12 protein-coding genes are annotated in these 12,296 nt (G+C 66.4%); 5 read left to right on the top strand and 7 right to left on the bottom strand.

Going from position 1 to position 12,296, the window contains the following annotated elements; translation table 11 throughout:
- Window positions 1–21: 21 nt before the first annotated feature.
- Both GIW81_RS16115 and GIW81_RS16110 read left to right on the top strand, forming a co-directional pair.
- On the top strand, window positions 22–1,860 hold the full coding sequence (locus GIW81_RS16115; RefSeq protein ID WP_154740820.1) for an ABC transporter transmembrane domain-containing protein: 1,839 nt from the start codon (window positions 22–24) through the stop codon (window positions 1,858–1,860).
- Window positions 1,861–1,959: 99 nt separating this feature from the next.
- Window positions 1,960–2,538 (top strand): hypothetical protein, encoded by a 579-nt coding sequence (locus GIW81_RS16110; RefSeq protein ID WP_154740352.1) that lies wholly within the window; start codon window positions 1,960–1,962, stop codon window positions 2,536–2,538.
- 13 nt (window positions 2,539–2,551) lie between these two features.
- On the opposite strand, the gene GIW81_RS16105 is transcribed toward GIW81_RS16110, so the two are convergent.
- From GIW81_RS16105 to GIW81_RS16085, 5 genes are all read right to left on the bottom strand, one after another.
- Complete coding sequence (locus GIW81_RS16105) at window positions 2,552–3,583, bottom strand: peptidoglycan -binding protein (RefSeq protein WP_154740351.1); 1,032 nt, start codon at window positions 3,581–3,583, stop codon at window positions 2,552–2,554.
- A gap of 3 nt (window positions 3,584–3,586) precedes the next feature.
- Window positions 3,587–4,636, bottom strand: a complete 1,050-nt coding sequence (locus GIW81_RS16100) for a tautomerase family protein (protein WP_154740350.1) — start codon at window positions 4,634–4,636, stop codon at window positions 3,587–3,589.
- Between the two features lie 108 nt (window positions 4,637–4,744).
- A complete protein-coding gene (locus GIW81_RS16095) occupies window positions 4,745–5,548 on the bottom strand; it encodes an inositol monophosphatase family protein (protein ID WP_154740349.1) in 804 nt (267 codons plus the stop codon).
- A gap of 90 nt (window positions 5,549–5,638) precedes the next feature.
- Window positions 5,639–6,706: an SEL1-like repeat protein gene (locus tag GIW81_RS16090; protein WP_154740348.1), complete on the bottom strand. Its 1,068-nt coding sequence runs from the start codon at window positions 6,704–6,706 to the stop codon at window positions 5,639–5,641.
- Entirely contained in the window at window positions 6,703–7,344 is a 642-nt protein-coding gene (locus tag GIW81_RS16085) for a thiamine phosphate synthase (RefSeq protein ID WP_154740347.1), read from the bottom strand. The genes GIW81_RS16090 and GIW81_RS16085 overlap by 4 nt, the downstream gene beginning before the upstream one ends.
- A 1,114-nt stretch (window positions 7,345–8,458) precedes the next feature.
- Here GIW81_RS16085 and GIW81_RS19395 point away from each other — a divergent pair.
- From GIW81_RS19395 to GIW81_RS16070, 3 genes are all read left to right on the top strand, one after another.
- Window positions 8,459–9,328, top strand: a complete 870-nt coding sequence (locus GIW81_RS19395) for an OmpA family protein (protein ID WP_324615071.1) — start codon at window positions 8,459–8,461, stop codon at window positions 9,326–9,328.
- 285 nt (window positions 9,329–9,613) lie between these two features.
- Window positions 9,614–10,210, top strand: a complete 597-nt coding sequence (locus GIW81_RS16075) for an HdeD family acid-resistance protein (RefSeq protein ID WP_210251952.1) — start codon at window positions 9,614–9,616, stop codon at window positions 10,208–10,210.
- 33 nt (window positions 10,211–10,243) lie between these two features.
- A complete protein-coding gene (locus tag GIW81_RS16070; protein ID WP_229309359.1) occupies window positions 10,244–10,555 on the top strand; it encodes a hypothetical protein in 312 nt (103 codons plus the stop codon).
- A 73-nt stretch (window positions 10,556–10,628) separates the two neighbouring features.
- On the opposite strand, the gene GIW81_RS16065 is transcribed toward GIW81_RS16070, so the two are convergent.
- Window positions 10,629–11,063 carry a GlcG/HbpS family heme-binding protein gene (locus GIW81_RS16065; protein ID WP_154740346.1) on the bottom strand — a complete coding sequence of 145 codons (435 nt, stop codon included), beginning with the start codon at window positions 11,061–11,063 and terminating at the stop codon, window positions 10,629–10,631.
- 156 nt (window positions 11,064–11,219) lie between these two features.
- A complete protein-coding gene (locus tag GIW81_RS16060; protein WP_154740345.1) occupies window positions 11,220–12,254 on the bottom strand; it encodes a class I fructose-bisphosphate aldolase in 1,035 nt (344 codons plus the stop codon).
- Window positions 12,255–12,296: the final 42 nt, after the last annotated feature.

Below are 12,296 nucleotides of genomic sequence, written 5' to 3'. Positions count from 1 at the left end.
CCGGCCGCCACCGGCCGACTGATGAGCAACGCCTTGAACCGCGACAACATCACCAAAATAGACGGGATAAATCCCGCGCTTGGGGAGGATGACCAGGAAGGGCGGCAGCGCTTGGAGCTGCGCCCACTCCTGTCTCTGTGGCCCTACCTCGCCCGCCACCGCGGCAAGCTCATCCTTGCCGGCGTCTCGCTCGTCGTCTCCGCCGTTGCCATGCTGGCGATCCCGCTCGCCGTGCGCCGGGTGATCGACCTCGGCTTCGGCGGCCATGACGGCGTGTTCATCAACCACTACTTCGCGATGCTCATCGTCATCGGCCTTATCCTCGCCGTGGCGAGCGCCGCGCGCTTCTACTACGTCAACTGGCTCGGTGAGCGCGTCGTTGCCGACTTGCGCTCCGACGTCTTCCGCCACGTCGCCGACCTAGGCCCGGCGTTCTTCGAGCGCACGCATTCCGGCGAGCTGATGAGCCGCCTCACGGCGGACACCACGCAGATCAAGGCCATTGCCGGTTCGTCGCTTTCGCAGGCCTTGCGCAGCTTCATCATGCTGGTCGGCGCACTGGTCATGATGTTCGTCACCAGCGTGCACCTGACGCTCATGGTGCTGCTCGCCATCCCGCTGATCGTGCTGCCGCTCATCGCCGTCGGCCGCTCCGTGCGCCGCCTGTCGCGCCGCGCGCAGGACCAGTTGGCCGAGGCTTCCGCCTATGCGGCGGAAAACCTGGCTGCCTCGCGGACCATGCAGGCATTCGCCTACGAGAAACCGGCAGCAGCGCAATACCGCTATGCCGTCGAGCTTGCGTTCGACGCCGCCAAGGAGCGCATGCGCGCCCGCGCCTGGCTCACCGCGCTCGCGATGTTCCTCGTCGTCGCCAGCATCGTCGCCGTGCTCTGGTTCGGCGCCGCCGCCGTCGTCGACGGCAGCATGTCCGTCGGCCGTTTGAGCCAGTTCGTCCTCTATGCGGTTTTTGCCGGCGCCTCGTTCGCGCAGGTCTCCGAGATTTGGGGCGAGGTCAGCCAGGCCGCCGGTGCCGCCGAGCGGCTGACCGAACTGCTCGCCATCGAGCCCGAGATCCGCTCGCCGGCCGTGCCCGTACCCCTGCCGTCACCGCCGCGCGGCGAGGTGGCGTTCAAGGACGTGCGCTTCGCCTATCCGGGCCGGCCTCAGCTGCCGACCCTTAACGGGGTATCGTTCCACGCGCTGCCAGGCGAGACGATCGCGCTCGTTGGCCCGTCGGGCGCCGGCAAGAGCACGATCTTCAATCTGCTGCTTCGCTTCTTTGATCCGCAGATCGGCGAGGTTCTCATCGACGGCGTCAATGCGCGCAGCGCCGACCTCGAGCAATTGCGCGCGCGTATGGCACTCGTCCCGCAGGACGTAGCGCTGTTCGCGGGAACCGTCGCCGACAACATCCGCTATGGCAGCCCCGAAGCCGATATGGACACCGTGCGCCGCGCCGCCGTCGCCGCCCAAGCCGACGAGTTCATTCGTGCGCTTCCGGGCGGTTATCAGACCAGGCTCGGCGAACGCGGCATCACGCTTTCCGGCGGCCAGCGCCAGCGTATTGCAATTGCCCGTGCCGTTCTGAAAGACGCGCCGATCCTGTTGCTCGACGAGGCGACCAGCGCGCTAGATGCGGAGAGCGAAGCCCAGGTCCAGCGAGCGCTGGAGCGGCTCATGGTCGGCCGCACGACGCTCGTCATCGCCCACCGTCTCGCTACGGTCCAGAAGGCCAAGCGCATCCTCGTCATGGACCAGGGTCGCATCGTCGAGGAAGGCACGCATGCGGAGCTGATCGCCAAGGGTGGACTGTACGCGCGGCTGGCCGAAATGCAGTTTGCCGCCGAGGCCGCCGAATAGCCCAATTCCACGGCATTGCTTGCAGCGCGCAGAGGAACTGCGGGGGAGGAAGCGGCGTACTCTGTTTGAACGCCGAAAAGTACTGAGGGGAAGAAGACGATGAATCCGGAACTCGATCAAATTCTGCCGCCGGAGCCGCATTCGGCGCCCATCCCATTGTGGGTATGGCTGCTCGTCGTGGCGCTCGGCGCCGTCAGCGTCTACGCAGGCTATCAGGCACTATCGGCGCGCCAGCTCTATCATGAGGGTGAGGCGGTACGGAACGACCTCGCGCAGCAGCGCGATCGTCTGAAAGCCAACGTCGGCGACCTGACACGGCAGGTCGAGCAGGCGAACCGCACACGCGGCGAAGTCGAGAACGCGCTCAAGCAGTCGCGTGCCAACACCGAGGCGGCCTCGGCACAGATCGCGGATTTGCAGAAGCAGGTCGGCGAGCTGCAGCAGAAGTCCGGCGACCTCGAGCGCGCGCGCGATTCAGCAGCAGCGGTCGCCAAGGATGCCGAGGCTCTAAAGGGCGCCAAGGAAGCGGCGGACAAGGAAGTCGCCAACCTCAAGACGCAACTCGCGGCGGCACAGAAGAAGCTGAACCAGGCCCTCGCCGACCTCAAGAAGGAGCGCGAGCAGGTGAGCCCAGTGCCGATGGGTCCCCCACCGGCAGCCGCCGCTCCCAAGCAATAGGCGCGGCGCGCCTCTAACGGTTCGTCAGCTTGAGCTCGATGCGGCGGTTGCGCTGCAGGCTCGCCTCGTCTTTCCCGGCTTCCAGCGGGCGGAACTCGCCGTAGCCTGCCGCGACCAGCCGGTCAGCCGGTACACCGCGGCTGATCAGGTAGCGGACGACGGCGATGGCGCGGGACGTCGACAGCTCCCAGTTCGACGGGAACGTCGGACTGGCGATCGGCCGAATGTCGGTGTGGCCGTCGACCTGCAGCGCCCAGTCGATCTCCTTGGGAATCTCTTTCTGGAGCTCGATGATGGCAGCGGCGAGCTGGTCCATGGCAGCGAGCCCTTCCGGCGTCAGCTGGTTGGAGCCCGATGCGAACAGCACCTCGGACTCGAACACGAAGCGGTCGCCGACGACGCGGATGTCCTTGCGGTTCTTCAATAGCTCGCGCAGGCGGCCGAAAAAGTCGGAACGATAGCGCTGTAGCTCCTGCACCTGTCGCGCCAGCGCCGCATTGAGACGTGAGCCCAAGTCTTTGATGCGGGTCTGGCTCTCGGCGTCCTTCGCCTCTGAGGCCTGCAGCGCCTCATTCAAGGCGGCAATCTGCCGGCGCAGCGACAGGAGCTGCTGATTGAGCAAGTCAACCTTGGCCAGCGCCTCGTTGGAGACCTTCTTCTGGCTCTCCAACTCCGTAGTGAGTCCGGATATGCGCCCCTCGGCCGCCTTGGCCGCCTCGCCGCCGGAGAGGGCCGAGCCCGACAGCTTGGTGTTCTCCTCGCGCAGCGTCGATAGCGTGGCCTGCAGCGCGGCGAGTTCGTCGGCGGTGGACTTGGCTTTCCCCTTCTCGAGCGACAGCAGGCTGGTGAGCTCGTTGATCTGCAGCGTCAGCTGCTTCAGCGCAGTGTCCTTGCCGCTCGCCTCCTGGCTGGCGAAGTACTGCGCCAGCATGAAGATCGACATGAGGAAGGTGACGACGAGCAGCAGCGTCGACAGCACGTCGACGTAGCCCGGCCAGAACAAACCGTAGTCGGCGCTGTGCCGGCGCGAGCGTCCACCCGCCATGCGCTAACCTTTGCGACGCATATTGACGGCGAGCTCCTTCAGAGCGCTCGCCACTTCAGAATGCTGCGAGGCCTGCTCGTCGACCCACTCGCGCACCACCTTCTGCTCGGCGCGCATCTGCGACACGAGCTGGGTCACGCCACGTGCGAGCTCGCGCAGCTGCTCGTCGCCGCCTCCCGGCACGCCGATGGCGCCGGCCATGGATTGATCGGCGAGCCTCGTCGACAGGTCCTCGACGGCGCGCTGCATATGCAGGATCGCGCTCGACAGCTGGCGGTTCACCTGGTCGGAGGAGACGTTGGTGCCGGGCGTCAGCTCGGTAATGCCCGACAACCATTCCTCCAGCTCGTTGTAGAAACGGTTGTGCGCGTGGCTCGCCTGCAGCTCGAGGAAGCCCAGGACGAGCGAACCGGCGAGACCGAGCAGCGAGGACGAGAACGCCGTACCCATGCCCTTCAACGGCGCGGCGAGGCCGGCCTTCAAGTCGGAGAACATCGTGACGTTGTTGGCGGCGTTGGTGTCGATGGCATCGATGGCTCCGCCCACCGACTGAATGGTCTCGAGCAGGCCCCAGAAGGTTCCGAGCAGGCCGAGAAACACGAGCAGCCCGACGAGGTAACGGCCGGTATCGCGCGCTTCATCCAAACGCGAGCCGATTGAATCCATGATCGAGCGCAGCGACGCAGTGGACAGCGACAGGGCACCAGTTCGGTCCCGCAGCATCGCCGACATCGGCGCCAGCAGGATCGGTTGATGCGAGATGGACAGCCCCGGGTCGGCGATGCGGAAGGCGTTGACCCAGCGGATCTCCGGATAGAGCCGGATCACCTGGCGAAACGCATAGACGATGCCCAGGGCGAGCACGCCGAGGATCAACCCGTTGAGTCCGGGGTTGTGCAGGAAGCTGTCGATCAGCTGCTTGTGCAGGATCGCCGCCAGGAAGGCGACGAGCGTGAGGAAGATCAGCATGCGGATGAGGAAGACGCCAGGAGGCGTCAGCGGCCGATGCGCCAGCGCCGAAACCGCTGGATCGTTTTGTCGTCTTCTTGCCATCCAGGAGCTCCGCCGCCCGCGCCTTTAATTCAGCCTCGTGACATTACCCGAAGCCAATGACAGCATAAACGGGGCAACATCGTGCCCTTTGGACGGCAGCGCCGGGCGTTAAGCACCTGCCCGCTCGGGCGCCAAGAGGGGAAGAAAGTCCTTCTGCAGCGTGCTGTTGGTGGCAAGCACCTCATCCCGCTCGAGCATCTCCGCACCGCCCTTAAGATCGCTCACGGCACCGCCTGCCTCGCGCACCAGCACGATTCCCGCCGCCATATCCCAGGGCTTGATGCCCCGCTCCCAATAGGCGTCGAAGCGGCCGGCGGCCACCCAGGCGAGGTCCAGCGCCGCCGATCCGGTGCGGCGCACGCCGGCAACGTGCTTGATGATCTCTTTGATCTCGCGATTGAAAGCGACGTGGCCCGGACGGCCCAAGTGCGGAATGCCGGTGGTCACGAGCGCGTCCGCCAACTTCTTGCGCACGGCCACCCGCAACCGGCGGCGATCGTTGAGGTAGGCGCCCTTCCCCTTCTCGGCGGCGAAAAGCTCGTCCGAGATCGGATTGTAGACGAGCCCGGCGACGAGCTGGCCCTCGCGCTCCAAGCCGATGGAGATGGCGAACAGCGGCACTCCGTGCAGGAAGTTGGTGGTGCCGTCGAGCGGATCGACGATCCATCGATGGCTCTTATCGTCGCCCGCCACCTCGCCGCGCTCCTCCATGAGGAAGCTGTAACCGGGCCGCGCCTTGGAAAGCTCGCGGTAGATGATCTCCTCGGCCTTGTGGTCGGCGGCGGAGACGAAGTTGCCCGGTCCCTTGATCGAGACTTGTAGCTGCTCCACCTCGCCGAAGTCGCGGGCGAGGCTGCGCCCGGCCTTGCGAGCGGCGCCGATCATGACGTTCATAAGCGCTGAGGCGGGCATCGAAGAATCCTTGGGGGCGCCGGGGCGGAGGAGACAAGGCGCCCGGACTAGACCCAGAACGCACGCCTGGCAAGGCCGCCGTCGGCCGCTTCAGAACATCCCGGCCTTCTCGCGCCACTCGCTTGCCGCCTGCTGCGCGGCCATCTGCTTGGCCTTCGGCAACTTGCTGACAAGGGCGTCGAGCGTCTCGTCCTTGAGGCCGCCGGCCTGGGCGATGAGCCGCCACTTGGCCGCCTCCTCTTCGTTCTTCTTGACGCCGACACCCTCGGCGAACACGTAGGCGAGACGGTTCTGCGCGGAAGCGAGACCCTTCTGCGCCGCCGCCCGCAGATAGGGAACCGCCTTCGGTTCGTCTTTGGTGAGACCGAGCCCGCGCAGCAGCACTACGGCATATTCGAACTGCGCCTCCGCCATGCCCTGCTCGGCAGCCTTCGATAGCCAGCGCGAGGCTTCGAGCGCGCTCGGCTCTACGCCCGAACCGTTCTGATAGAGGCCGGCAAGATCGTACTGCGCGACGGCGATGCCTTTCTCCGCCGCGTAGCGAATGTGCATGGCGGCGCGATACGGGTTTTGCGGTTTGCCGTCGCCTTTGAGGAAGAGAAGCCCGAGGTTGTAGTTGGCGAGTGGATGGCCGGTGCGCGCCGCCTTCTCGAACAGCTCGGCCGACTTGAGGCGATCCTTCTTAACGCCGCGCCCCTCGGCATAGAGCACGCCGAGCGCAAACGTTCCTTGCACATCGCCCAGTTCGTCGGCGCGTGCGTACCACTTCACTGCCGCCTGAGTGTCCTTGCTGACACCGAGACCCTCTGCGTAGAGGCGCCCGAGCAGCGTGTGCGCCTGCGGGTCGCCGCGCGCCGCACCCTCCTCGGCAAGCTTCTTGGCGGTGAGATACTGGCCCTGGTCGAAGGCGATGTACGCCGCCTCGTCGCCGGTCGGCTCGACGAGCGACTTCGCGAGACCGCCTTCGTTGGCCCGCGCCGCCGCGCTCGGGGTCGGCTTGGCGAACGTCTCGCTCGGCGCGATCTTCACCGCCTTGCCCTTCTTGGGCTTCGGCGCTTCGGTCGTTTCCATGACCCAGGAGCTTGTGTCGGCCAGGGCCGGCAGCACGGCCAAGGGCGTCAACACGCCGAGCAGCAAGAGCGTGAGGTGCCGGCTCATGCGATCGCCTCGCCCCGGCTTGCAGCTTCGGCGACGGCGGACGCGAGCTTCGCGTAGTCGGTCGACGCCAGCTCGATACCCGGGTGCATGGCGACGAAGTCGGCGCCCGCGGCGGCGAGCGCGGTCGCGTCCTCCACACTATCGACGTCGAAGGCCACACAAGGAACTTCGAAAATCTCGCTCCACCAGAAGATCAGCTCGAGCCGGCGTTCGGCGGCGCTGGCGCGATCCTCCACGTGCGGCGGAATTCCAAACGCGATGTAGTCGGCGCCGTCCTCGGCGAGGCTCATGGCGTCGTGACGCGAGCGGCCGACGTCGACGCCGACGATGTAGCGGGTGCCGAGGATCTCGCGCGCCTCGACATAGCGCGCCACGATGTCCTTGCTCCACGGCAGGTGTACGCCGTCGGCGCGCAGCGTGCGGGCGAGTTGCGCATCGCCCTCGATCAGCGCGGCAACGTCTTTCTTCTGCGCCAGCTCCACGAGCGGCCGCGCCTCGGCCGCCGTCAGGGCACTACCCTCGCGTGCAGCAATCAGCAGCGTCGCGGCTCCGGCCGCATCGAGCCGCGCGGCAACCTGTTGCGGATCGGCACCCGCAACCGCGCACACGTACAGCTGCGACTGAACCTCACGCCCCATCGGCACGTTTCCTCACGTCGAGAACCCAGCCTATTAGGGCTCAATAGGGCGGAAAAGCGACCCGCTTTTCGAGCCATGGCCTGGAGGCCACAACCTCAACAACATTTCCCCTATCGCTAACAATAACAACAAGGAGCCAGGCCATCCAATGCGCCGACGTCTAATTGCCACTGCCATTTGCCTCACCGGACTAAGTGCCGCCGCGCCCTTGGCGACGACTGCAGAAATCGACGGTCGGCCGCTTCAGGTTGCGCAGGCGTCCGACGCCGCAGGTCCACCGGCGAGCGAAGGTACTCCACCCCCAGCCGAGCAAGCGCCGGCGCCCGCTCCGCAAGCGGAACCACCTCCGCCGCCACCGGCTGCCGAGGCTGAGCCGGAGCAAGGCGAACGGCGCGGCAAACGCAAGCGTGACGGCGGGGGGGACGGAGGCGGACCACAAGCGGCACCGCCGGGTCCACCACCCGAGCAAGCGCAGCAGCGTGGCGATGGCGAGCGCCGCGGTGGCCGTGGCCGCGATCGCGATGACGATGCGCCTCCTGCCTCTGCACCACCGCCTCCAGTCCAGCAGGCCGAGCCGCCCGCGGCTCCGCCGCCGCCTCCAACGGCGCGACAAGATGGCGACGACGAGCGCCGTGGCGAACGTCGCGGTCGCCGCGACCGTGACGACACCGCCGCTCCTCCCCCGCAGCCCGATGTGCCACCGCCGTCAAAGCAGGCTGAGCCCGCTCCCCCTGTTCCAGCTCCGCCGGCACCCCCGCCGCAACAGGCCGAGCCCGCGCCGCCCGCTCAACAGCCGCCTCCGCCGGCATCGCAGCAAGCACAACCGCCACCGCCGCAACAGGCGCAGCCGACCGCACCACCCGCGTCGCCACCACCGGCGGCGCAGCGTGACGATAGTCAACGCCGCGGAGAGCGCGGTGGTGACCGCGGTGACCGGGGCAAGCGCGGCGATGACCGCGAGCCTCCGCCACAACAGGCGCAGCCGACCCCGCCCCCAGCGCAACCGCCGGCCACGCCCCCGCAGCCGGCCGTCGTCATTCCGCCACCGCCGCCTCCCCCACCAGCGGCAGGTGGCGAGCGCGCGCAAGGTCCCGCGCCGAAGTCGATCGAGGATGTGAAGCGCCGCCGCCGCCAGCGCGTCGAGGAAGGCGGCAAGCGCACCATCATCGAGGAGCCCGGCCGCACCATCGTGCAGGAGAAGGGCGCGCGCCCGGTCATCCGTGCCGACGAGACGGAGCGCATGCGCCGCTCGGCGCGCGACGTGCGCAGCGAGAAGCGGCGTGACGGCGGCAACGTCACCATCGCCGTCCGCCCGGGCGGCATCGAGGTGTTCTCGGAGTTCGACTCATCCGGACGTCTCACCCGGCGCTACCGCCGCGGTCGCGACGGACGCGAGACGAACTTCATCGACAACCGCCGCTTCCGCCGCGGCGCCCCGGTACATATCGACCTGGGTCCGCTGACGCTGCGCATGCCGCGCGAGCGCTACATCGTCAACTACGAGCGCGCTTCCGACGACGACATCTACGATGCGCTCATGGCGGGTCCAGTGGAGCGGCTGCCGCGCGGCTACTCACTGGATGAGATCCGCTACAATACCTACCTGCGCGATCGCATGCGCCGCGTCGACCTCGACACGGTGACGTTCGACTTTGGCGCCTGGCGGGTGCATCCGGACCAGTACAATCGCCTCGAGCGCATCGCCCGCGCCATCCATCGCGTGATCGACCGGCGGCCGGACGAGGTGTTCCTGATCGAAGGGCACACCGACGCGGTCGGCTCCGAGATCGACAACCTCACGCTGTCGGACCGGCGCGCCGAGGAGGTGGCGATCATCCTCACCGACAACTTCGGCGTACCGTTCGAGAACCTGGTCACCCAGGGATACGGCGAGGAGTTCCTCAAGGTGCCGACGCTGCAGGCTGAGCGCGCCAACCGGCGCGTCGCGGTCCGCCGCATCACCCCGCTGATGGCGCGCGACTGAAGCCGTCGCCAAGTTGCAGCCGCCCGCATTAAGCGGGCGGCTGCAGCGCATTGCATCGGTTGCATCGGCCGCTGCGCCTAACCCCGGGCACCAAATTATTCGAATATTCGACTCCAATTCCCGCAATTGAACACCAATTGCGAGGTGCGCGCGTGCTCGCTTGGTGGCACGATCGAAGTTGGAACGGGCGTTGGCAGTCGCGCCACCATAGAAGGATGAAGCCCGCCGAGTGGGGCGCGATTCAGCTATAAGCGGGTGGGAAAACTGAGCATGGGGAGGACCGCCATGGCACAACCGCTGACCGTATCCGACATCGAAATGCGCGTTGCAGAGACGCGCGAGCTCATCACCAAGAAGTGGGGCTGGTTTCTCGCCCTCGGCATCCTGCTCATCGTAGCCGGCATTGCCGCCATTGCCTTTCCGCTCGCCGGCACCATCGTCGCCAAGACGTTCCTCGGCTGGCTGTTCCTGATTGCCGGCGTGGTAATGGTCGTCCACGCCTTCCAAGCCCCCGGCTGGCAGGGCTTCCTTTGGGAGTTGCTGGTGGGACTGCTCTACGTCATCGCCGGCGGCTATCTCGCTTTCTTCCCGTTCACAGGTCTCATCACGCTCGCGATCGTGCTTGCGGTCCTGTTCATCGCCGAGGGCATCTTCGAGGTGATCCAGGCCTTCCGCGTCCGCCCGCACGAAGGTTGGTTCTGGCTGCTGCTGAGCGGCCTCGCGGCGCTAGCTGTCGGCTTGCTCATTGCCATCGATCTTCCCGGCTCGGCGGTTTGGGCGCTCGGATTGCTGGTCGGCATCAACCTTCTATTCTCAGGTTGGAGTTATGTTTTCCTGGCGCTGGCGGGACGGCGCGCGCACGAGACAGCGGCGAAGCGCTGAACCGGTGCGCTGAGCGCGCGCAGGAGTTCGGTGATGAATATGCTTGGTATCTTTCCGGTGCTCGCGCTCGGCGCGGGGCTGATGCTCAATGCACTGACGTCGGGCGTTCCCGATGCGCAGGCGCAAGCGCCGGTGCAGGTTGCCTCGTCAGATGAGGAGATGCCGGCCGAGATCATCGCCGTGCAGATCCGCAAGCAGGGCTATGAGTGCATCAACCCGAAGAGCGCCAAGCGCGATCCCAAAGCGTCCGAGGCCGACCTGCCCGTCTGGATATTGACCTGCGAGAACGCGACGTACCGCGTGCGCCTCGTCGGCGACATGGCCGATCACGTCGAGAAGCTCTGAGCATCTCGCACCGGCATCGAAACAGTAAAGGCGGGACTTGCGTCCCGCCTTTTCTCTTGCAACGCGCCGGCGCTTACGTGCGCCAGGGATGCGCCGGCAGCTCGCTGACACCGACGACCTTCGCGCCGGCCGCGGCCACCTTGTGATCGTTCTCGACCGAGCTGCCGGAAACGCCGATGGCGCCGACGAGCACGCCCTCCTCATCGACGATCGGGAGACCGCCCGGGAAGGTGATCAGACCTTCATTCGAGTGCTCAATCCCATAGAGCGACTTGCCCGGCTGCGAAAGCTTGCCGATCTCGCCCGTCGGCATGCCGAAGAACACCGCCGTCTTCGCCTTCTTGATGGCGATGTCGATCGAGCCGACCCAGGCGTCGTCCATGCGCACGAACGCCTTTAGGTTCGCGCCGGAGTCGACCACGGCGATACACATCTGCGTCTTGAGCTTCGTTGCCTCTTTCTGGGCGGCCTTGATCGCCGCCAGGGCGCTTTCCATCGTCACGTGCATCGTCGGGTTCTCCGTAAGGGGTCCAGTGGAGCCTATGTAGGTCTTCGGCAGGTTTGCAGAAGCGGGTAAACGACCGGCCAATTGCCGCGGCAAAAATCGACGGCTCGCGAGACATCCCCCCGCGAGCCGTGCCGATCCAACGCAATCGATGCGAGTTTAAGCAGCCTTTTCGAGCTGCTGGTTCCACTTGCCGAGCGCAGCGAGCGAGTTCATCCGTGCGCGGTGGGTGAAGGCGCGCTGACCGGCGGCGACGTTCTCGGTCTTGCCGCCCCAGGCTTTCAGCGCGGCCGCCTGCAACGCGCGACCATACGAGAAGGTGACGTTCCACGGCAGGTTGCCGATCTGGTTGATCAGCGACAGGTTCTCGGTCGCCTGCTCGTCCGACTGGCCGCCGGACAGGAAGGCGATGCCCGGAACGGACGCCGGCGTGGTCGCCTTGAGGCACTTCACGGTGAGCTCAGCCACCTGCTGCGGGCTCGCCTGCTTGGGGCACTTCTGGCCGGCGATGACCATGTTCGGCTTCAAGACGATGCCCTCCAGCGCCACGCGCGCGTCATAGAGCTCGCGGAACACCGTGCGCTGCGTCCACTCCGTCACCTCGTAGCAGCGCTCGATGGTATGGCCGGCGTGCGGTCCGTCCATCAGCACCTCGGGCTCGACGATCGGAACGATGCCGGCTTCCTGGCACAGCGCGGCGTAGCGGGCGAGCGCGTGCGCGTTAGCCTTGACGCAGTTCCACGACGGCAGGTCGTCGGTGATGGTGATGACGGCGCGCCACTTGGCGAAACGCGCACCCAGCTTGTGATACTCGGCAAGGCGTTCGCGCAGACCATCGAGGCCCTCGGTGACCGTCTCGATGGTGGCGTTCGATCCGGCGAGCGGCTTGGCGCCGGTGTCGACCTTGATGCCGGGAATCGAGCCCGCCGCTTTCATGACGTCGACGAGCGTCGTTCCGTCCTTCGCCTTCTGGCGGATCGTCTCGTCATAGAGGATGACGCCGGACACGTAGTTCTTCATGCCCTCGCCGGCGCGGAACAGCATCTCGCGATAGTCGCGGCGGGTGTCGTCGGTCGAGGCGACGCCGATTGAATCGAAGCGCTTCTTGATGGTGCCCGAGCTTTCGTCGGCGGCAAGGATCCCTTTGCCAGGGGTGACGAGCGCTTCAGCGATCTTTGAAAGCTCTTCTGTCATGAACGACCTCGCATGGGGTAGGAATTGTCTGCAGTGCACTTA

This window comes from Hyphomicrobium album, assembly GCF_009708035.1.
GTDB classification, from domain to species: domain Bacteria; phylum Pseudomonadota; class Alphaproteobacteria; order Rhizobiales; family Hyphomicrobiaceae; genus Hyphomicrobium_A; species Hyphomicrobium_A album.
Note: the sequence above shows the minus strand (reverse complement) of the source record. Positions and strands in the feature narration are given on the sequence as shown.